The sequence below is a fragment of the Bacillus sp. Cr_A10 genome (assembly GCF_029222665.1).
Taxonomy (GTDB): domain Bacteria; phylum Bacillota; class Bacilli; order Bacillales_A; family Planococcaceae; genus Psychrobacillus.
In genome coordinates, this window is record NZ_JARHXR010000010.1 from 51542 (window position 1) to 72489 (window position 20948).

Below are 20948 nucleotides of genomic sequence, written 5' to 3' on the forward strand. Positions count from 1 at the left end.
TTTCTTAACTCCTCCGAACAGTCAATTGAACTGAGCTTCGTGATTCGACTTTATACTATTTAATAGTGCCTGACACCCCTCTATTACAAGGTCATACGTTTCTTGAAAGTTTCCAGTGTAATAAGGATCGGGCACATCTTTTTTGTGATCTGTTAAATCTAAAAAACGTATTATTTTTGGATGATCTGGTTGACCAAGTATCTCTCGAATATTTGTCACGTTACTCGCATCCATCCCAATAATATAGTCAAATTTTTCATAATCAGTCTTCTCTAACTGTCGACCGACCATTCCTTCTGTTGAAATGTTATATTCTTTTAGTTTGGAAATCGTCCCTTTATGTGGGGGATCACCAATATGCCATGAGCTCGTTGCGGCAGAATCTACTTGAATCTTTTCATTTAAATTCTCTTTTTCAACTAAATTTTTAAACACCGCTTCAGCCATTGGAGAACGACAAATATTCCCTAGACATACAAATAACACGTTAATCATTTCTAATTTCATCCTTTCTATATTAGTTTTGTAACAAATACCCCAATTCCTATTAGAAAATATACCACCATCATATAAACAATAAGCATACCTGTTTCAATTGTTTCTACACCCATTGCGAATAGAATGAGTAGAAGAGCACCACTGCCTAAAAGAACAACATATAGGGTAATCGAGAAATATTTTTTCATTAATAATAGAGTACGTTCATCCACATCAGGCATTTTTCCATTCTTTTTCTGACGCCATTTCGAAATAAGCAGGAAAATGATGAAACCACCAACTATGCCTACTGTTATAGGGATCAGTAAATCAAAACTAAAGTTCCCCTCTTCTTTTCCAACAAGATAAACACCAAGTAACCCACCAATAAACATACAACCTATTACAACTGCATAAATAATGACTTCATAGCGTTTCTTCATTTTTCACTCTCCCTTAGGTAAAACAATTTCTCAATTGGTACATCAAAATATTTAATCAGTTTTAGCGCAAGCTCTAAACTGGGATTGTATTTATTGTTCTCAATTGCCGTTATTGTTTGTCTTGTAATTTGCAAATCCTCTGCCATCTGAATCTGTGTGATTCCTTTTTGTAATCGAATTTCCTTTATATGATTAATTACCTTCGTCATCTCTTGCCTCCAAAAAACGTAAAGATATCTTTACATATAGAATAAAATATTATTTTTTAAATGTAAAGATATATTTACATTCATTATTGTCACCTATTTCAATCAATTATTGTTATAATTTTACTACTAAATAAAAAGAAACAAGGGGTATTCACATGAGAAATCGAGGAGCAACTGTCATTATTGAAAATGATCGTGTTGCATTAATTAAAAGGACTAAACCACATATCACTTATTATGTGTTTCCAGGTGGAGGCATTGAAAGCGGTGAAACTCCTGAAGAAGCTGCAATAAGAGAAACGTTCGAAGAATTAGGCGTACACGTTCAAATTAAACGTCCACTAAAAGTATTAGAGCAAAACGGAAGACAATATTATTATTTAGCCGATATTATTGGTGGCACTTTTGGGGCAGGAACTGGTGAAGAATACACGCAAACTTCGGTCCAACGTGGAACTTACGAACCGATTTGGGTCAACATAGAGGACCTTCCTACACTAGATGTTCGTCCAAAAGAAATAGTTGAAATACTTTAAGCTAAAAAAACAGTCCAAAGTAAGCACAAAATGACAGGATGGGTTACTAGTTATTGCTTATGATGAATACAAGGAGTGAGTGCAATGGGTTGGGTAGAGTCGATTCAAAAAGCAATTAATTATATGGAGGAAAACTTACTAGAGGAGTTATCAATGGAGAAAATTGCAAAAGAAGCAAATTCCTCCGTGTTTCATTTCCAGCGAACCTTTTCTATCTTAACAGATATGTCTATCTCGGATTATATCAGACGGAGAAGACTAACATTAGCCGCGCAGGAATTAATGAACACGGATAATAAAATTATCAATCTCTCCTACAAATATGGCTACGACACTCCTGAAGCTTTCACAAAAGCCTTTCGTAAGCAACACAACTTGACGCCGAGTGAAGCACGTAAGATGCAAGGAAAATTACAATCATACAATCGCCTGATAATCCAGGTAAGCTTGAAAGGAGCAGAACCAATGAAGTATAAAATCGTGGAGAAAGACAGTTTCCAAGTGGTTGGATTGAAAAGAACGTACAATTGCAAAAATGGTGAGAACACACAAGGTATCCCTTTATTTTGGGATGAAGTGAACGGAGACGGAACGGATGATTTACTGTTCCAGTTAAACAATGGTGCAATCGATGGTGTGCTAGGGGTTTGCGTTGCAGATGAAAATTTTAAAGATAACAGCTTAATCGATTATTGGATTGCAACGAGCCATGTAGGTGACGTACCAGAAAACCTAGAAGCTATGGAGATTCCTGCTTCGAAATGGGTAGTGTTTGAGGTTCACGGTCCAATGCCAGATGCAATGCAGAATACATGGAAGCAAATATACTCCGAATGGTTTCCTTCTAACTCTTATGAGCAAGCAGGAACACCTGAGTTAGAAGTCTATTCCAATGAGAATCCATCGAATCCTGATTATTACTCTGAGATTTGGATTCCTATTAAGTAACTTGAAAACCCGATGAGTAATTTCTAGATACTCGTCGGGTTTTTATTATCCGATTATGCGATGTTATTATCCGATTGTTAAGGATTATTATCCGATTATTAAGGATCATTATCCGATTATTTCTATTTATTATCCGATTACTACTTATTGGGCTAAATTCGGAGCCAAGAAACTCCAAACTTCTCCTGTAACCACCCAAACTTTCAAATTATATGTTAAGGTTTTATTATGAAAAAAATTATTCCCTTACTAATCTTACTTATTATTGTATTCATTTCATCTGGACAAACAGCGGAACAGCAATCCCTTGAATCCACTCTTAAAACGTGGCTTCCGAATAAACCACTAGAATCCATTCTGTCCTATTTACAAATTCCCTATTGGGGCATTTTAGTTTCTATTGAAGAACGTGGATATTATGCTTTTGTTGAATTTTTAATTCGAAAAGCCACTCATTTCTTTTATTTTGGATTTATTGCACTTGCTATTTATGCTGCTTTGCCTAATATTAAATACCGAACACTTTCTGCAGTGATTTTGACATTCCTTTTCGCTGTTGCAGATGAATTCCGCCAGTCATTAACAAGTGGACGCACAGCAACCGCTCAGGATGTAATGCTTAATACCGCAGGTGCCATAACAGCTCTATTAATGTGGAAATGGATAAGAAGATGGAAACAAAAAAAAACCGCTATCTAGCGGTTTTCAGACTGTAGACATACTCTATTTTAGGTGTATAGAGTTGAGTAATAAATTCGGCAAGGACCACCACTTCGCTTTCCGTGGGCTTGGCTTCAGCCTCCTCGTCACTGCAAAAACATGTGCTCCTGCGGTTACTCGTCGCAAAGAAACTGGCCAAATAAAGTTCGGCCAGTGTCTTTCCTGCGGGTCTTCTGCTCAAGCTGTTCCCACAGGAGTCTTCGTGATGGTTCTTGCCTTATAAACAATTCCTTAAACATATATCTACTATTTTTACTTTTAATTGGATAAGTCAATCTCTTTAGGAAGACTTATCATTATAAACAATTGGTTTTTCATTGTTGATTTTCTTTTCAGTCTCTACATTGTTCTTCCTTATCTATAATAAGTGCCATATGATCTTCGTCAAAATATGTATCATTCATTTTCAATGCCTTTTCCTCTACTCCGAATATGGTAAATCCTAATTGTGAGTACAAGTTTTTTGCTGCTTCATTCGTTGAAACAACTGAAAGGTTAATTTTTTCAATTTCCTTGATGGCTTTCGCCTTGTTTACGGCTTCCACTAGTAAGGCTTTTCCAACACTTTGCCCTCGAACTTGGGGACTTACGTACATTGCATAAATATTTGCACGGTGCCTTAACTTTAATCCCCCTTCTTGAACTAATGTCACCATACCTACAAGTTTCTCGTGGTAATATGCACCAAATGTATAATTTCCTTCTGCTTGAAGATTCTTTTCCACAAGTTCAATAGGATTCGTTCTTTGTATTGCTTCCTCATAGCTAGTCCCAAAAGCTTCAGGATTCAGCTGTAAAGCTTCTAATCTCAATTCCCAGTAGGCACTTGCATCTTCTGGTGATAGCATTTTTATTTCCATTCCTTACACCTCCACAAAAAATTTTTCATTGCACAACTGATGTGCAAATAAAATAAAATCTCGACACTCTTCTGCTCTCATCCTATTACTGACGAACAGTGATTTCATAGTGCTTTCCGTTCTTATTCGGGCTCCCTCTTTTAACATTGGATACCATCTTTCCGGAAGGATATTTAGACATTCATTAACTGCTGCATCTTTCGAAAAAATATCCTTTTTCTCTAGAGAGCATATAATTCTACAAATCGTAGTAGTCGTGAACTCTATCATATCGTCGGACAAAAAGTTATCGACTTCTATCGTCTTATTAAACCAATAATGATTGATATTATAATTTAATGTTTTCATAACGTCTTCCCAGTTTGTAGGAATTTCTAAATCTTCAATTGGTTTACCTTGCAATGTAATGCCGTGTTTTTTTAAGACCCACCATGTAATATGATTAACATCCCAATGTCCTACATCTATTATTCCTTCCTCACAATAAGGATAAAAAGGTTGTTCTTCGTTTATTTTACCTACTAAATTTGCTTGGAGGTAAACACCGTCCATTCTATTTCCAAAGTGATTAGTATTCATTTTTGAATGAAGCTCTTTAATAGAGGGCAATTCTTGCTCACTAGCAGGTCGTTTTAATAAAACAATAAAATCAATATCGCTCTTATACTCATTAAATGCTCCTAATGCAATAGAACCATATAAATAGACACCTTCTATTAAATCCCCATTTAAAGTATTGTTAAGTTCGTTTGTATACAATTGAGTAAATTCCTGCAAATTTCTCGATAGACGATTATTTAAACTTTTCATGATATCCCCCTCTCCTATTCCATTCGTTAACATCATGAAAATTTCCTCTGTCTGAGGGGGAATCATGTTAATTTTCATTTCTCCTTTAAATGATCAATTAATTCATTAAGGTCCATTTCACCAATAGTACCAACCTTATGTTTTCTCACAGAGACTTTGTTGTTCACCATTTCCTGCTCTCCGACAATAAGCAAATAAGGATGTTTTTGCAAAGCAGCATCTCGAATTTTCAATCCTATTTTTTCCACGCGGTCATCTATTTCTATACGGTAGCCTTCTTGTTCAAGCTGCTCTTTCACTTTTTCTGCATAGGAAACATGTGCATCTGCTATCGGTAAAATTTTGATTTGAACAGGTGCTAACCAAAGTGGAAAACTCCCTTGGAAATGTTCGATAAGTATTGCTATGAAGCGCTCAATAGAGCCATAAATTGCACGGTGAATCATTATCGGCTGGTGTAATTCATTGTTTTCATCAATATACTGACAATTAAATTTTTCAGGCATTTGAAAATCGAGTTGAACAGTTCCACATTGCCAGCTACGTCCAAGTGAATCAAGTATATGAAAGTCAATTTTGGGTCCGTAAAAGGCTCCATCCCCTTCGTTAATTTGGTACTCTAGATTCTTATTCTTTAAAACCGACTCTAAAGCATGCTCTGCTTGTTCCCAAGCTTCTACTACTCCCATAAAATCTTGTGGACGAGTGGAAAGTTCTATTTTGTAACTAAAGCCAAAAGCGGAATAAAATTCATCCACCAAATCAAGCACTTTATCGATTTCACTTTCTATCTGATCTTCACGGACGAAGAGATGCGCATCATCTTGTGTAAATGCTCTAACGCGTAAAAGTCCATTTAAAGAACCCGATAACTCATGTCTGTGGACTAAACCTAGTTCTGTGTAACGTATAGGAAGCTCACGATAGCTTCTTCTTTTACTGTTGAAGATGAGCACTGCACCTGGGCAATTCATCGGTTTTATTGCATATTTTTGATCCTCTACTTGGGAGAAGTACATATTTTCGTGGTAATGATCCCAATGACCAGACTTCTCCCATAGTTCTTGTTTCATCATGATCGGTGTTTTTATTTCTTGATACCCTGCTATTCGATGCTTTTTTCTCCAAAAACCTTCTAGTTCATTACGTAACACCATTCCATTTGGCAAATAAAATGGCATTCCTGGTGCTTCATCACTTGACATAAACAACTCTAATTGCTGACCTAACTTTTGGTGACTAATTCGTTCTTCCGCTTTAATTGACATTAAAAACTCCTCCTATTTGATAAAATTCACATTGCATCCGGTTTTAAAAATCTGTGACATTTGCCAGTGGCTTTAAATTGATTCAGTTAGATTTAAACATCCAACTAAATAGATATAAAAAAAGACCACACCCATCCCGGTAAAGGGACGAGTGTGGTCGTGGTTCCACCCTAATTTTGCAACACAAAAAGTATTGCGCTCATAGAAGATAACGGTTTCCCGATTATGGTTTTACTTTCCCCATAATAGCTCCAAGGTGGTAAATCATTCTTCTTTCTTCAGGGTTCTCAGCCAATGACCCTGTTCTCTGATAAGAAATGAAAGAATAATTCATGTCCTCTTCTTCGCTTAAAACATATTTAATTTATAGGCTCTGATATTTATCAGTGTTGATGATTAGGTATAAATAAAAAAGACCACACCCATCCCGGTAAAGGGACGAGTGTGGTCGTGGTTCCACCCTAATTTTGCAACACAAAAAATATTGCGCTCATAAAAGATAACGGTTTCCCGACTATGGTTTTGATTCTCCATAATAGCTCCAAGGTGGTAAAACATTCTTTTTCCTTCAGGGCTCTCAGCCAATGACCCTGTTCTCTAAAAAAGAAAAAATAAATGAATCAAGTCCTTTTCTTCGCTTATGTTAAATTATTTTGTTTAGTATATGCAACAATGAAAAAATCGTCAAGTCTTATTTTTTACGTACTCGCTTCGCCAATTGTTGCAATGGATCCCAGACTCCGTTAAAAGGTGGGGAATAAGCAAGATCTAGATCTAATAAATCAGAAATGCTCATTTGATGAAAAAGAGCTGTTGCTAGCACATCAATTCGTTTATCTACTCCATCCCCCCCAACAATTTGACCTCCAAGAAGTAATTGATTATCTTTCCGATAAATCAATTTAATCTGCATTTCTTCCTTTCCAGGGTAATAGCCAGCGATGTCGTTTACTTGTTGCAAATGGGTTTCGTAGGAGATACCAAGTTGTTCCGCTTCTTTTTCAGAAAGCCCTGTTTTACCAAGGGATAAATCAAAAAATTTCATTATGGAAGTACCAACAATTCCTTTAAACTCTCTTTTTTGTCCCATCATATTAAATCCGGCTAGCCTGCCTTGTTTATTTGCTGTGGTACCAAGTGGAACATAATCGTTCTTTTGTTTAACCCGATTATAATGAGTAGCACAATCTCCAGCTGCATAAATATCGGGAATACTTGTTTCCAAGTGACGATTTACAATTATTGCTCCATTAGGTATTGTTTGTATTCCTGTATCTTTTAGAAAATCTGTCGTCGGTTTAACACCAGCTGCTATTAAAACTAAGTCCGTATGATAGCTTTTTTTATCTGTTATAACAATGTTTACACGATGGTTCCCAGAAAAAGATTGTACTTCTTCATTCAAAATAACTTCAACCTGCTGCTTTATTGCCTCTTCATAAATAAAACCAGACATATCTTCATCAAAAATATTCGCTAATTGGTTACTACGTTGAATTATTCGTACCTTTTTCCCAATGCCTACAAAATTCTCAGCCATCTCGAGACCAATATAACCTCCACCGATAATTGTCACATGGTTTACTTGTTCTAGATCTGCAATTATTGCTTCCGTATTTGGAATGGTTTTGATAGTATGAATACCTGCTAAATCTTTTCCTTCCCAGTCAGGTATAACTGGACTTGCCCCGGTGGCGATAAGGAGTCTATCATATTTTAAGGAAAATATATCTCTCGTTTGAAGAATATTTCCGGATATTGTTTTAGTTAGTGGATCAACATTTGTTACTTCATATCCTGTTTTGGCATCTATTCCGTATTTGCTCCGAAACATCTCTACACTTCTTGCAATCACATCGGTTGATGATGGGACATGTTTCCCTACTACATAAGGTAGACCACATTGACCATATGAATATATATGACCTTTTTCTAGCGTTGTAATTTTAGCAGTTGAATCTTGACGAACAATTTCCATTGCAGCACTCATACCGGCTGCATCTCCACCAATAATTACATAATGCATCCAAGTTCCTCCTATAATTCTCTTGTTTTTATTAATATAACCTATTATTCGTCATTTGAACTTCCTAAAATGTTTTTGCTTCAAAGAAGAGAACAAAACAGAATGAAATAACCACGTTCTTCGGTCTCATCGCGGTTAGTTTAATTGTATTTACAGTTAACTCACTCCAAGAAAATTGACTATTTAAAACTTTCCATCTATATACATTGTACAAATAGTGTGTTAAGTTAAGAGTATGGCAAATAGTATGGGACTACTAGACTTTCCTTAGTCATATCCCCTTTATAGAGAGGAGACTATTGTTATATGTCATTGTGTCACACCAGAATAATGCTTGATACGTTGCAAAAGTTTAGTAATAGTAACGTCACTTTAACTCTTAAGAACCCAGACCAAACGCCACTTCTATCTGTATGTTATCATAAAAATCATTTTGTAATAACGTATATAGATAGCCTCATAACTGAAACCCACGATTGTATAGAAAGTACATTTTCCGCTCTTGAAAGAGCTTATAATACCTTACTTCGAACCTCTAGCTGAATAGGGGTTTTTTTTGAGTGTTTTTATGAAGAAAAGAACTCAGATGTGCGCTTGCCGCACGCTACGCGAACCTCCGCAGAATGAGTCGCTTCTTGCGCGCTCTTGCTGCGTGCAAGGCACACCCTTGACATAGCTCTCATAAGCAAATTTCATGACGGATGAATATCTATATGAACCTGACTATTTAAATAGTTTAATTCTTCCTCTATTAACTTAATGTCTAAGCGTTCAAATAGTGGCTTTACAAATTTCAATGTGTAACTTTTTCTTTGAATAACGTTCCAATTAAAATCGCCTAGATTCAACATTTCTTTTACGGTCGTACTAGAGAACGGTAAGAAAGGCTCTAGTAGTTGAGCAAGATTCGAGATGATGAAAACACTAGTAACTAATGTATTATCACAAGAATCTTTGTCTTCATTCAATTGCTTCCATGGCTGCTCCATATCAAAATATTTATTCGCAAATCTTATAAACTCAAAGACCTCTTCGATTGCTTTTTTAAAATGTCCACCTTCAATTAAATCTCCAATAATAACATACAAATTCTCTACCTTTTTTAGTACATCTCTATTTATACTTCCCGTTGAAATAGTTCCAGCATAAGATTTTTCAATAAATTTTAATGTACGATTGACAAAGTTACCGTATGCACCCAATAACTCGGAATTGTGACTAAATATAAATTCTCTCCAAGAAAAGTCCGTATCTCTATTTTCTGGAGCGTTAATTGTTAGAAAATATCTTATTGAATCTGGGTCATACCTCTCTAAAATATACGGAACCCATACAGCCCAGTTTTTACTTGTTGATAGCTTCTTTTTCTCTAATGTTAAATACTCATTGGAGATGATATGTGTCGGTAGCGCGTTATTGTTAATCCCTAGTAGAATGGAAGGCCAGATGATTGTGTGAAATGGAATATTATCTTTCCCATGGACGTAGTAGGATTTTGTATATTCATTCCAAAATTGTTCGTCATTTTTTCCATTAAGAGATGCCCACTCCTTTGAGGCAGAATAGTAACCTGATACTGCTTCTATCCAAACGTAGACCTTCTTATTTTCGTATCCTTCCACAGGAATGCTAACGCCATTCGGTAAATCCCTAGATGCTGCTCGATCTATAAGACCTTCATGCAGATATCTCTCCGATAAATTTAATGCATTTTCTCTCCATTTTCTTTCTGTTTTAGCATTATTCACATATGACTGTATTTCCTTTTGAAATTGACTAAGAGCAAAGTAAAAATGTTCAGTGGATTTCACGATTGGTTCATTTCCACATATTTTACACTTTGGATCAATTAAATCTAAAGGATCTAATATCGTTGAACAATTATCACACTGATCCCCTCTTGAAGGATAAAAACAATTCGGGCATATTCCCTCCACATATCGATCCGGAAGAAACTGTTGATCATACTCACAATACATTTGATCAATCTCTTTCTTATAGACATAACCGTTCTCGAGCAATTGTAAAAATATTTTTTGGACAATCTGATGGTGGAATTCTCCGTCTGTCCGAGTGTATAAATCATAAGAAAAACCTAACTTTGCAAAACATTCTTCAAACTCTTTATGAAAGCGATCTGCGATTTCTTTTATTGTCACCCCTTCCTGATTTGCTCTAATGGAAATAGGTGTTCCATTGCAATCACTCCCTGATACATAAAGGACTTTTTCTCGTTTTAAACGATAATACCGTGCCAATACATCTCCTGGTAATAACGCAGCAATATGTCCTAAATGCAACGATCCATTTGCATAAGGCCAAGCTCCACCAATAAAAATACTCATTTTGACATCCCCTTTTTTAATTTAAATAAAAACAAAAAACCCCGTCCTAAAAAGGACGAGGTTAAACTCGTGGTACCACCTAAATTTATAAACAACTCCCGTTGTCTACCTTAGTGAGTATCAAAAACTAATACTCCAGCATTTATAACAAGTGCTGATTCTTGTCGTAGCTTACTAGTATACTAAGTAATACGTTCAGTACGAAGCTCAGAGACCATTTTCAAATAAGTGTTTTTTGCTTTTTTTCAGCAAACAAAGCTCTCTTTAAAAAAAACAACATTATTTTACTTTTCTCTTCATAGCATATGTGGATATTTGTTTATCAGAATATAACAAAAACGTATGAATAAGTAAAGCCATTTCGGTCTGATTCATCTATAATGAAACTAGAAATATTTTGAAAGAGGTGTTGATTTGAATTTCATTGCATGGACGATTATTGCTTGTGAAGTAGGATTTTGGGTCGTTATTTTACTTGGACTAATAACTAGATATATATTAAAACGTGAACGACTTGGACTTTTCTTTCTTGCTCTTACCCCATTAATTGATTTGATTCTTCTTGTCATTACAGCTACTGATTTATACAATGGGGCAACCGCAACGATGGCGCATGCTATTGCAGCGATTTATCTAGGAACATCAATTGCCTTTGGAAAAAGCATGATTCGATGGGCGGATGAGAAGTTTCTGTATTATATAAAAAGGCAAGGGACCAAACCAGTTCGTAAAACGGGGTTAGAATACGCGAAGCATTCGATGTTAGGTACTCTTCAACATCTCCTCGCCTATATTATTGGCGGAGGATTGCTCCTTGTTTTAATTTATTTAATCGATGATCCTTCAAGATCTGAGGCTTTGTCAGGTACATTAAAGGTTTGGAGCATCGTGCTTGGCATTGATTTTGTCATTTCCATATCTTATTATATTTGGCCTCGCACGGCTAAGCGATAAACCAATCTATTTTCGTTTTGTCGCATTCCGTTTTCTTAAACTATTGTAAACTGGAAAGGCAAGTCCCATTGATGGACTTGCCTTTTCTTATTTATACTGCTCGATCCCAGTAACGGTGTTTAGCTATTAAATTTACAAAACTTTCAACAAAGCTGTTACCGGTTTCTTTTGTGAGCACACCTAGTTGTCCTGTCAGTCTAAGTTCATCTAACAACTGATCACCATCAAATGTTGCTCCGATTGGTTTATAGTGAGTATATGCTTCTTTGATGAAATAAGCCGCTTCTTTATTAAACATAGCCGTCTTACCTTGCGAACTTACCACATAAACAGCATCAAATAAAACCGAATCGGCAGTTAGGAAAGTATGATCTACAGGTAACAGGGAACCATCTGCTCCTGCAACTGCTCCTCCATGATCACTTACAACCTCGGGCTGCGTTCCGCTTGCTTTTAAACTATCTAAAATAGCTGCAAGATTTGCGTCAAATCCATCTCCTACTAACACTGCGATTTTACGTGTGTCGGGTTTCATCATTGTATTCAGCTGACTTAATGCTGGAGATGATTTGCTGTTCTTTGTAAGATCGCTCCCTTGCACGACTAAGCCTAGGTTTTCCCCTACTTTCGTAGCCAATTCCAAGTCAACGTTTGCCAACATCTCTAATACTTGTTGACGTACTGATATTTCTAGACATTTTCCGAGCTCAAAGCTAAATGCATTTATTATATGAATTCTTTCGGGATTACTCATACTATTCCAAAACAGAGTAGCTTGAGAAAAATGATCTTTAAAGCTTTCACTTCGGGCACGTACCTTGCGTGCATCAATTTTCTCTTGATAGTGTGCATATCCGCCATCCGCTTCACTTACAGGAGCTGGAGTATTTCCTGCTAACGAGTTTTTATGATAGCTCACTCTTCCTACATTAATTGTTTGTCTACCATATCCATCTCGTTGGTTATTATGGAATGGGCAGACTGGACGGTTAATCGGTAGCTCATGAAAGTTAGGGCCACCAAGTCTTATCAATTGTGTATCCGTATATGAGAACAACCGTCCCTGTAGAAGTGGATCATTTGTAAAGTCGATACCCGGAACTACATTACCAGGATGGAAGGCAACTTGCTCCGTCTCTGCAAATACATTATCTACATTGCGATTCAACGTCATCTTACCAATAATTTTTACAGGTACTTCTTCCTCTGGCCATATCTTTGTCGGATCTAGAATATCAAAATCAAAATTAAATTCGTCTTCCTCCGCAATTAACTGTACGCCAAATTCGTACTCTGGATAGTTTCCATTTTCAATTGACTCATATAAATCACGACGATGGAAGTCAGGATCTTTCCCATTTATTTTTTGCGCTTCATCCCATACGACTGAATGAACACCTAGTACTGGCTTCCAATGGAATTTTACAAAATGGGACTTTCCTTCTTCATTTACAAAGCGGAATGTATTTACACCAAACCCTTCCATCATTCGGAAACTGCGAGGAATGGCTCTATCCGACATCGCCCACATAATCATATGAGCTGACTCTTGATTGTTTGCGATGAAGTCCCAAAAAGTATCATGCGCAGTTGCAGCTTGTGGAATCTCGTTATGCGGTTCTGGTTTTAACGCATGTATTAAATCAGGGAACTTAATGGCATCTTGGATAAAAAATACAGGAATATTGTTTCCTACTAAATCGTAATTTCCCTCTTCTGTATAAAACTTAGTAGCAAAACCACGTGCATCACGAGCAAGCTCACCCGATCCACGAGATCCAGCTACGGTCGAAAACCTTACAAAAACCGGTGTTTTCTCACCAGGTGTTTGCAAGAATTTCGCTTTTGTATAAGGTTGTAAGGATTCATATAATTCAAATACTCCATGTGCAGCATAGCCACGAGCATGAACTATTCGCTCTGGAATCCGTTCATGATCAAAATGGGTCATTTTTTCACGAAAATGAAAATCCTCTAAGAGAGTAGGACCACGTTCGCCTGCTTTTAAAGAAAATTCATCCTCTGAAACTTTTAATCCATGGTTCGTAGTAAGAGACTTATCTTTATCATCTACACGAAACTGTTCTAATTGTTCATTTTTACTGTTCTCATTTACTTTTTTATCCAAGCTTATTCCTCCTCTATTAAATTCATCACATACATACAGTTCCCCATAAAATGATGAAGAAACATCTTTTGTTCAAGTTGAATAAAATATTCACAAAATATATTAATTCCTATCTGTTTTGTATAATTTAGCATTGACTTCACTCAATTAACGTAGTAAACTCATTTCAACAACTCCATATTACTTATCAAGAGAAGCAGAGGGACTGGCCCTATGATGCTTCAGCAACCGCTAATTATGGCATGGTGCTACATCCAGCAAGAAACGTCTTGAGAGATAAGTGTACATAATATACATGAAACTCTTTTCGTTTTGAAAAGAGATTTTTTTTCATTTAATTCATACTTTAACAATAAGAATAGTACGTTACTTATTAAAGGAGACGAACACTGTTGAGTAATATATTTATCAAAACTGAAAAACAAAAAAAATGGCTTGATCAATTGCATCAATTTGAGGAGAAATTTAAAAGTAAGTCCGCAGAAATTGATGAACTTTCCATTTTCCCTTTAGAAAATGTAAAGGACTTAGTGGGGATTGGTTATGCAAGCCTTACATTACCTTTAGAGTTAGGCGGAGAAGGATTCTCTGTTTATGATATGGTTCTTTTGCAAGAAACACTTGCAAGCTATGATGCTAACACTGCCTTGTCTATGGGTTGGAGTTTAGGGGTTGTCGGTGAGTTGTACGAGAAAAGGCTTTGGAAAAAGGATAAATTAGACTTTTTCGCAAATGAGGTTATTAACGGTGCACTAATAAATCGTTCTGCAAGTGAGGCGCAAACAGGCAGCCCCACCCGTGGAGGACGCCCAGGTACAACAGCTGTAAAAAATGGAGACACGTGGGTAATAAATGGTCGGAAAATTTTCACAACGGCTTCTCCAGTTCTTTCCTATTTTTTAACTTCTGCTTGGATAGAAGAAAAAGAAAAAGTAGGTTTCTTTCTAATCAATAGAAGTCTAGACGGTGTATCCATCGAAGAAACATGGGATGTCGTATCGATGCGTGGAACAAGTAGCAACGATTTACTATTAGATAATGTAGTTGTCCATGAATCAGATCTAGTTGAACTGCCGGAGTTTGCCAGCGGAGGGAAAATAAATGGCTGGTTACTCCATATTCCAGCTACCTACCTAGGAGTTGCACAAGCAGCTCGCGATTACGCAGTTCACTTTGCTAACACACATTCTCCAAATAGTTTGAATGGTCCTATTGCGCAGTTACCAAATGTTCAACAGCTCATTGGCGAGATAGATTTAGAGCTTACGAAAGCACGATTTGTCATTTATGGAGCAGCTTCTTCCTATGACAACGAAGCTACAAGACATTTACTGACAAATGAAGTAAGTGTTGCAAAGCATATTGTGACAAACTCTGCTATAACAATCGTTGATAAAGCGATGCGGTTAGTTGGAGCGAAAAGTCTGCAAAGAACCAATCCATTACAACGCTACTATCGTGATGTTCGAGCCGGACTACATAACCCTCCGATGGATGATATGACGATTAAAAAACTAGCACTAACTGCATTGGAAGAAGAAAAAACCAAAAATAATTAGTTAAATAAGGGGAATGGTGAAAATGAAATTTAAAAAGTATTTAAAATTAGCAGCAGTCGGATTGGCATCCGTAACGATTTTATCAGCATGTGGATCAAATGATGATACAAGCGCAAGTACCAGTACTGAAAGTAACGGAGATGTACGTAAAGTAAAAGTAGCATACGACCAAGCTTCTAAACCAATTTCATGGCAAGACGAAAAAGGAAATGCGACAGGTTATGATGTAGAAGTGATGAAGTTAGTAGATGAGCTTCTACCTGAATATGAATTTGAATACGTGGGAACAACAAGCGATGATTTATTGATTGGAGTGGAACAAGGGAAATACCAAGTAGGTGTTAAAAATGCATTTTGGACGGAAGAACGTACTGCAAAATTTATCTTCCCTCAAGAATTCCTTGGTTTAAGTAGTACAGGTCTAGTCCTGAAAAAAGAAAATGAACAGATTAAATCATTAGAAGATTTTGCTTCAGCAGAACTTTCACTAGCTCCAATCGCAGCAAATAATGCACAATACACAATCATTGATGAGTACAACAAAGAAAATCCAGACAATCCGGTTAAACTCGAAGCTGGAGATGCGTTTACAGTAGACGTAGTTCAATGGGTGAATGAAGGACGCGTGGATGGTGGTATTACATTGGAAGGTGTCTTTGAAAAACAAGTACTCGCAGAAGATGGTCCATACTACAACTTAAAAGATGAAGTTGTTTATAACGAGTTCGCAGTAATTAAAACTTGGCCATTATTCAACAAAAAAGAACAAGAATTTGCTGATGCATACGACAAAGCTATCAAACAATTAAAAGAACAAAAGAAAACTAGCGATCTTAGCACAGAATTCTACGGTCGAGACCTATTTGAAGTATTGGATAGCGTAAAACGATAATTACAATATTACGATGAAGGCTGTTGCGCGTAGCATACGTCAACAGCCTTTACCATTTCGCATAGGGGGAGATTTAGCAAAATGGAAAAATATTTTGACGTTTCTTATATATGGAGTTCCCTTCCAGCATTGCTTCCGTTTTTGAAAGTTACATTTCTAGTAGCTGGATTATCTATTATTTTTGGAACCTTCTTTGGTTTTATCCTTGCAGCAATGAAACTAGGGAAGAATAAAGTAGGGAAAAAACTAGCTAATTTATATACAACTATTTTAAGGTGTACACCTTCTATTGTTCTTTTGTTTTTAGTGTATTATGGTGTACCTTCATTAGCTGAAAACTTTGGGATTTATTTGCAGGACCTTCATACAGGAGTATTTGTAGTTATTACATTTACTTTGCAGTTTGCCGCAATTATGTCGGAAGTTATTCGCTCTGCATATGAGTCTATTGAAAAAGGTCAATATGAAGCTGCTGTTAGTGTTGGTTTAAGCCCCTTTCAAGCATATCGTCGTATTATTTTCCCACAAGCTCTTGTTGTAGCATTACCTAACTTTGGGAACGGGATGATCGCGCTCCTTCAAGAAGGTTCATTAGCTTATACAATTGGATTAATAGATATTGTCGGCAAAGCAAATTTAATTATTGCCGCCAACTATAATTCTCATGCTTTAGAAATATTTATTGCACTAGCTTTAATCTACTGGATATTATCTATCCTCATAGAGAAACTCTTTGCACAACTAGAAAAAATGTTTAGTAAGGGCAAGCAAACAATTAGAACGACGTAAGGAGTGTTCAAAATGTCGGAAGGTTTAAATTATGAATTTTTAATAGATACGTTTTTTGTTGCATTATCCGGTGTGCCAGTCACTCTACTCGTTACAGTTGTAGCATTGCTCATTGCACTCCCTGCCGGCTTTTTGTTGGCATTAACAAGAATCAATCAAATACCTGTATTAAATAGAATTTCACAAGTATATGTATCTTTTGTTCGAGGAACCCCCGTCATAATTCAAATTTTTATTGTTTATGCTAGCGTTCCGCTAATTCTAACTTCTCTGTTCGAAAAGTATCAAATTAACATAAAAGTATATGAAATTAATCCAATTTGGTACGCGTTTATCGTTTTTTCTTTTAGCACAACAGCAATTTTAATTGAGGTTTTCCGCTCTGCATTAATCACTGTAAATAAAGGTCAATTGGAAGCAGCGCAATCTGTTGGTTTAACAAATTTTCAGGCCTATAGACGAATAGTTATTCCGCAAGCATTAGTAGCTGCCTTACCTAACATTTGTACTGCAACTGTAAACTTAATCAAAGCTACTTCTCTCGGCTATGCCATGTCCCTTCAAGAGATTACATTAAAGGCAAAAGTGGAAGCGAATGTTGGCTACAACTATGTGGAAGCATATATCGATATCTTTATCGTCTATATCATCCTTTGTAGCCTAGTAGAATATGGGTTCAAGTTATATGAAAAACCATTACGTAAGTATAAATACGCAAGTGCTTGATAAGGAGGCGTTCTAATGTTAGAAATTAAAGATATTCACAAGTCTTTTGGTACTAACGAGATATTAAAAGGGGTCGATTTGAAAATCGATAAAGGGGACGTAGTTGTCATTTTAGGACCGAGTGGTTCTGGAAAAACGACATTGCTTCGCTGTATAAATTTTTTAGAAAAAGCAGATAGCGGCAAAGCAGCTTTTGGAGATTTACATGTTGATCTACATTCTGCCTCTAAGAAAGATATTCAAATAATTCGGCAAAAAACAGCTTTTGTTTTCCAAAATTATAATCTATTTAATAATAAAACTGCTTTAGAAAATGTAACAGAAGGATTAATCATTGGACGCAAAGTGCCAAAAGTTGAAGCCGTAGAGATAGGAAAGAAGGCATTAGATAAAGTTGGGTTATCGGATAAATACGATTCCTATCCAAGCCAACTGTCAGGTGGACAACAACAGCGTGTAGGTATAGCACGTGCGGTTGCATTAAACCCAGATATTATTTTATTCGATGAACCTACTTCAGCCCTTGATCCTGAACTTGTTGGTGAAGTGTTAACTGTTATGAAAAACATTGCTAATGAAGGAACCACTATGCTCGTAGTAACACATGAAATGTCCTTTGCAAAAGACGTTGCTAAACGAGTTATCTTCATGGATGGAGGCGTCGTAGTTGAGGAAGGTACACCTCATGAAATATTCGTAAGTCCAAAAGAAGAGCGAACAAAAAAATTCCTAAAGCGTGTGTTACCAGAGGATTATACTTTTTATATTTAAATCAACATGTGAAAAATCAGCACCCTTGTCAGCGGTGGGCCAATGTTATTGAAACTCTCGTCCACTAAAATAAATAGAGTGGGATGAAGAAATCCCCTCTTCATCCCACTCTATTTATTTTTTATGTGCAAAAGACAATCCATTATCAGAAAGTGACTCTTGAAGCTTTTTAAAAACATTCTGACCAATACCGTGCAACTCCATAATTTCTGCTTCAGAGTACTTCGATAATTGTTCCAAAGTTTCAATATTTGCCCCTGCAAGCGCTCGTTGTGCTGGCTTTGCTAGGATTTTTTGAAAATCACTTTGGTTCGTCATTTCACTCTCTCCTCTTTGAGAGGTTAACCCATAATATTGTATCCGGAATCCACGTAAACAACTTCTCCCGTTACGCCTCTTGATAGATTACTTAGAAGTGCAACCGTCATATCCCCTACTTCTTCCTGTGTTACATTTCGTTTTAAAGGAGCTGTTTCTTCTATTTTATGCAAAATTGTATTAAAAGAAGAAATACCTTTTGCCGCTAATGTTCTAACTGCTCCAGCAGAAACTGCATTCACACGAATATTATTTTTTCCTAAATCCAACGCCAAATATTTAACAGAAGCCTCTAATGACGCTTTTGCAATGCCCATCACATTGTATCCTTCCAATACACGCTCTGCTCCTAAGTATGTCATCGTTACAATAGAGCCACCTTCTGTCATGAAAGGTGCAGCTTCTCTTGCTGCAGCAATAAGAGAGTATGCACTTGTATCCTGAGCAAATGCATAACCATCTCTAGATGTATTAATAAAATCACCTTTTAAATCTTCTCCATTAGCAAAAGCAACTGAGTGGACAACTCCATGTATTACTCCCACTTCTTTTCCAATCTGTTCAAAGGCTGCTTTCATACTATCGTCACTATTCACATCACATGCGACAACAAGTTTCGCTTCTAAATTATTATCTACTAATAACTTTTCAATTTTCCCTAAAGAACGTTCTTTACGATAAGTAAAAATGATGTTTGCTCCTACCTCATACAGTGACTTTGCAACTCCCCACGCAAGGCTTCGTTCATTCGCAACCCCCATAACAACAATATTCTTATCTTTTAATTGAATTAAATCTCTCATATTTACCTCCAAATTATTATCCGAATATACTATACCTAATATTAGTACCTGTTACTAATTTAATCTTACCATATCTCACCCAGTTGTACTATCCTCTCTCTTATTTTCATTTCATTTTTCAAATGTATGTTGTATTATTTCGCCAATAGGAGAAAAAAGTTTAGGATTGAATAAGATTTCTAACAAAACAAAAATATCTTAGTTGCAATTTTCATATAATCTCGATAGCAAGTTTTTTCACAAAATATTCATAATTTAATTGACAAATGCAAACGCTTACAATATTCTTTATTATAATTAGAGAAAACGTTTTCGTAAAACGTTTTCCTAACTGTAGGAACAGGTGATAAATGTATGGAGAAATTAACGATTAAAGATATTGCAAGAGAGGCCGGTGTTTCGATAACAACAGTTTCACGTGTCTTGAATAATAAAGAAGAAGGAATGTCAAAAGAAACTCGAGAGAAAGTTCTGGCAGTAATGCAAGAAGCAAATTTCCAGCCAAATAAGTTAGCACGGGGATTAGTGACCAAACGCTCTAGTATGCTCGGTTTAATTGTGCCAAATATATCTAACCCCTTTTTCCCAGAACTTTGCAGAGGTGCTGAAGATGAGGCGAACAAAAGAAACTATAGTCTTATCATCTGTAATTCAGATGATCAATTGCAAAAAGAGGAAAATTATTTACGTTTGTTAAAGGAACAACAGGTAGATGGGATTCTTCTATCGAGTAAGAATAGATTATCACAAACTAGCAAAGTTCTATTACAAAGTGGCAAAGTTCCATACGTATTATTCGATCGTGGCGAAGAGGCAAACAAACAATCTGGTGTCTTTTTAGACAATGAAAGAGGTGGATATTTAGCAGGTAAGCATTTAACAGATCTTGGCCATACTCAAATCGCATGTATGACAGGCCCTTCTGAAATTCTTAACTCACAACAAAGATTATCTGGATTTCAAAGAGCTTTAATGGAAGCTTCCATAGAGATTCCACCTTCGCTCATTTTAGTTGGTGGATTTCAGATGGATAAAGCATATCAAGTTGCAAAAGAATTTTTAAATAACAACCCTGTAACAGCAATATTTGCTGCAAATGATTTGATGGCTTGTGGTATTTATCAGGCAGCTCATGAAATAGGAATTCAAATTCCCGAACAACTATCTATAGTTGGCTTTGATGACATTTCATTAGTAAGTGCTTTAATCCCAAAACTAACGACAGTTAGACAAGACACATACGGAATGGGAAGAAAAGCAATCGAACTATTAATAAATGAGATAGAAAAAAAAGAATCTGAGGCTATAGTCTTTGAGCCTACATTAATCGTGAGAGAAAGTACGAAACAAATAAAATGAGGTGTAA

21 protein-coding genes, 1 riboswitch and 2 other annotated features are annotated in these 20948 nt (G+C 36.3%); of the genes, 10 read left to right on the plus strand and 11 right to left on the minus strand.

What is annotated here, in order from left to right:
- Positions 1-21: 21 nt before the first annotated feature.
- From P2Q73_RS12410 to P2Q73_RS12420, 3 genes are read right to left on the minus strand one after another with little or no spacing between them, the layout of a single operon-like run.
- Complete coding sequence (locus tag P2Q73_RS12410) at positions 22-495, minus strand: low molecular weight protein-tyrosine-phosphatase (protein ID WP_275787635.1); 474 nt, start codon at positions 493-495, stop codon at positions 22-24.
- 17 nt (positions 496-512) lie between these two features.
- Positions 513-920: a hypothetical protein gene (locus P2Q73_RS12415; protein ID WP_275787638.1), complete on the minus strand. Its 408-nt coding sequence runs from the start codon at positions 918-920 to the stop codon at positions 513-515.
- Positions 917-1129: a helix-turn-helix transcriptional regulator gene (locus P2Q73_RS12420; protein WP_053591508.1), complete on the minus strand. Its 213-nt coding sequence runs from the start codon at positions 1127-1129 to the stop codon at positions 917-919. The genes P2Q73_RS12415 and P2Q73_RS12420 overlap by 4 nt, the downstream gene beginning before the upstream one ends.
- Before the next feature lie 155 nt (positions 1130-1284).
- Between P2Q73_RS12420 and P2Q73_RS12425 the strand changes: the two genes are divergently transcribed.
- The 3 genes from P2Q73_RS12425 (at position 1285) to P2Q73_RS12435 (ending at position 3312) form a co-directional block, all read left to right on the plus strand.
- Complete coding sequence (locus P2Q73_RS12425; protein ID WP_056831100.1) at positions 1285-1665, plus strand: NUDIX hydrolase; 381 nt, start codon at positions 1285-1287, stop codon at positions 1663-1665.
- 84 nt (positions 1666-1749) lie between these two features.
- Complete coding sequence (locus P2Q73_RS12430; protein ID WP_275787642.1) at positions 1750-2613, plus strand: AraC family transcriptional regulator; 864 nt, start codon at positions 1750-1752, stop codon at positions 2611-2613.
- A gap of 228 nt (positions 2614-2841) precedes the next feature.
- The gene (locus tag P2Q73_RS12435; RefSeq protein WP_275787645.1) at positions 2842-3312 is read left to right on the plus strand and encodes a VanZ family protein; all 471 of its coding nucleotides are present in this window, start codon (positions 2842-2844) and stop codon (positions 3310-3312) included.
- Between the two features lie 353 nt (positions 3313-3665).
- On the opposite strand, the gene P2Q73_RS12440 is transcribed toward P2Q73_RS12435, so the two are convergent.
- The 5 genes from P2Q73_RS12440 to metG all read right to left on the minus strand — a co-directional run bounded on the left by P2Q73_RS12440 (position 3666) and on the right by metG (position 10642).
- A complete protein-coding gene (locus tag P2Q73_RS12440; protein WP_275787648.1) occupies positions 3666-4193 on the minus strand; it encodes a GNAT family N-acetyltransferase in 528 nt (175 codons plus the stop codon).
- Positions 4194-4196: 3 nt separating this feature from the next.
- Positions 4197-5003: a nucleotidyltransferase domain-containing protein gene (locus tag P2Q73_RS12445; protein ID WP_275787651.1), complete on the minus strand. Its 807-nt coding sequence runs from the start codon at positions 5001-5003 to the stop codon at positions 4197-4199.
- A gap of 74 nt (positions 5004-5077) precedes the next feature.
- Positions 5078-6271, minus strand: coding sequence for a threonine--tRNA ligase (gene thrS / locus P2Q73_RS12450; protein WP_275787654.1), 1194 nt, complete (start codon positions 6269-6271; stop codon positions 5078-5080).
- A gap of 140 nt (positions 6272-6411) precedes the next feature.
- Positions 6412-6625: a binding site (T-box leader), on the minus strand.
- Between the two features lie 337 nt (positions 6626-6962).
- Positions 6963-8297 carry a CoA-disulfide reductase gene (locus P2Q73_RS12455; protein ID WP_275787657.1) on the minus strand — a complete coding sequence of 445 codons (1335 nt, stop codon included), beginning with the start codon at positions 8295-8297 and terminating at the stop codon, positions 6963-6965.
- Positions 8298-8989: 692 nt separating this feature from the next.
- Positions 8990-10642, minus strand: coding sequence for a methionine--tRNA ligase (gene metG / locus P2Q73_RS12460; RefSeq protein WP_275787660.1), 1653 nt, complete (start codon positions 10640-10642; stop codon positions 8990-8992).
- 48 nt (positions 10643-10690) lie between these two features.
- Positions 10691-10951 (minus strand) — a binding site (T-box leader).
- 105 nt (positions 10952-11056) lie between these two features.
- On the opposite strand from metG, the gene P2Q73_RS12465 reads away from it, so the two are divergent.
- A complete protein-coding gene (locus tag P2Q73_RS12465) occupies positions 11057-11596 on the plus strand; it encodes a hypothetical protein (RefSeq protein ID WP_056831118.1) in 540 nt (179 codons plus the stop codon).
- A gap of 91 nt (positions 11597-11687) precedes the next feature.
- On the opposite strand, the gene P2Q73_RS12470 is transcribed toward P2Q73_RS12465, so the two are convergent.
- Positions 11688-13724: a catalase gene (locus tag P2Q73_RS12470; protein WP_056831119.1), complete on the minus strand. Its 2037-nt coding sequence runs from the start codon at positions 13722-13724 to the stop codon at positions 11688-11690.
- A gap of 181 nt (positions 13725-13905) precedes the next feature.
- A riboswitch (SAM riboswitch) is annotated at positions 13906-14007 on the plus strand.
- A 109-nt stretch (positions 14008-14116) separates the two neighbouring features.
- Here P2Q73_RS12470 and P2Q73_RS12475 point away from each other — a divergent pair.
- From P2Q73_RS12475 to P2Q73_RS12495, 5 genes are all read left to right on the plus strand, one after another.
- Complete coding sequence (locus P2Q73_RS12475) at positions 14117-15283, plus strand: acyl-CoA dehydrogenase family protein (RefSeq protein ID WP_481747157.1); 1167 nt, start codon at positions 14117-14119, stop codon at positions 15281-15283.
- A 22-nt stretch (positions 15284-15305) separates the two neighbouring features.
- Entirely contained in the window at positions 15306-16175 is an 870-nt protein-coding gene (locus P2Q73_RS12480) for a transporter substrate-binding domain-containing protein (RefSeq protein ID WP_056831123.1), read from the plus strand.
- Between the two features lie 81 nt (positions 16176-16256).
- The gene (locus P2Q73_RS12485; RefSeq protein ID WP_275787666.1) at positions 16257-16964 is read left to right on the plus strand and encodes an amino acid ABC transporter permease; all 708 of its coding nucleotides are present in this window, start codon (positions 16257-16259) and stop codon (positions 16962-16964) included.
- A gap of 12 nt (positions 16965-16976) precedes the next feature.
- A complete protein-coding gene (locus tag P2Q73_RS12490) occupies positions 16977-17690 on the plus strand; it encodes an amino acid ABC transporter permease (RefSeq protein WP_275787669.1) in 714 nt (237 codons plus the stop codon).
- A 15-nt stretch (positions 17691-17705) separates the two neighbouring features.
- Positions 17706-18461: an amino acid ABC transporter ATP-binding protein gene (locus tag P2Q73_RS12495; RefSeq protein ID WP_275787672.1), complete on the plus strand. Its 756-nt coding sequence runs from the start codon at positions 17706-17708 to the stop codon at positions 18459-18461.
- Positions 18462-18575: 114 nt separating this feature from the next.
- Here P2Q73_RS12495 and P2Q73_RS12500 read toward each other — a convergent pair whose 3' ends face one another.
- On the minus strand, positions 18576-18779 hold the full coding sequence (locus tag P2Q73_RS12500) for a helix-hairpin-helix domain-containing protein (RefSeq protein WP_275787676.1): 204 nt from the start codon (positions 18777-18779) through the stop codon (positions 18576-18578).
- Positions 18780-18802: 23 nt separating this feature from the next.
- Positions 18803-19582: an enoyl-ACP reductase FabI gene (gene fabI, locus P2Q73_RS12505; protein WP_275787679.1), complete on the minus strand. Its 780-nt coding sequence runs from the start codon at positions 19580-19582 to the stop codon at positions 18803-18805.
- A gap of 354 nt (positions 19583-19936) precedes the next feature.
- On the opposite strand from fabI, the gene P2Q73_RS12510 reads away from it, so the two are divergent.
- Positions 19937-20941, plus strand: coding sequence for a LacI family DNA-binding transcriptional regulator (locus P2Q73_RS12510; protein ID WP_275787682.1), 1005 nt, complete (start codon positions 19937-19939; stop codon positions 20939-20941).
- Positions 20942-20948: the final 7 nt, after the last annotated feature.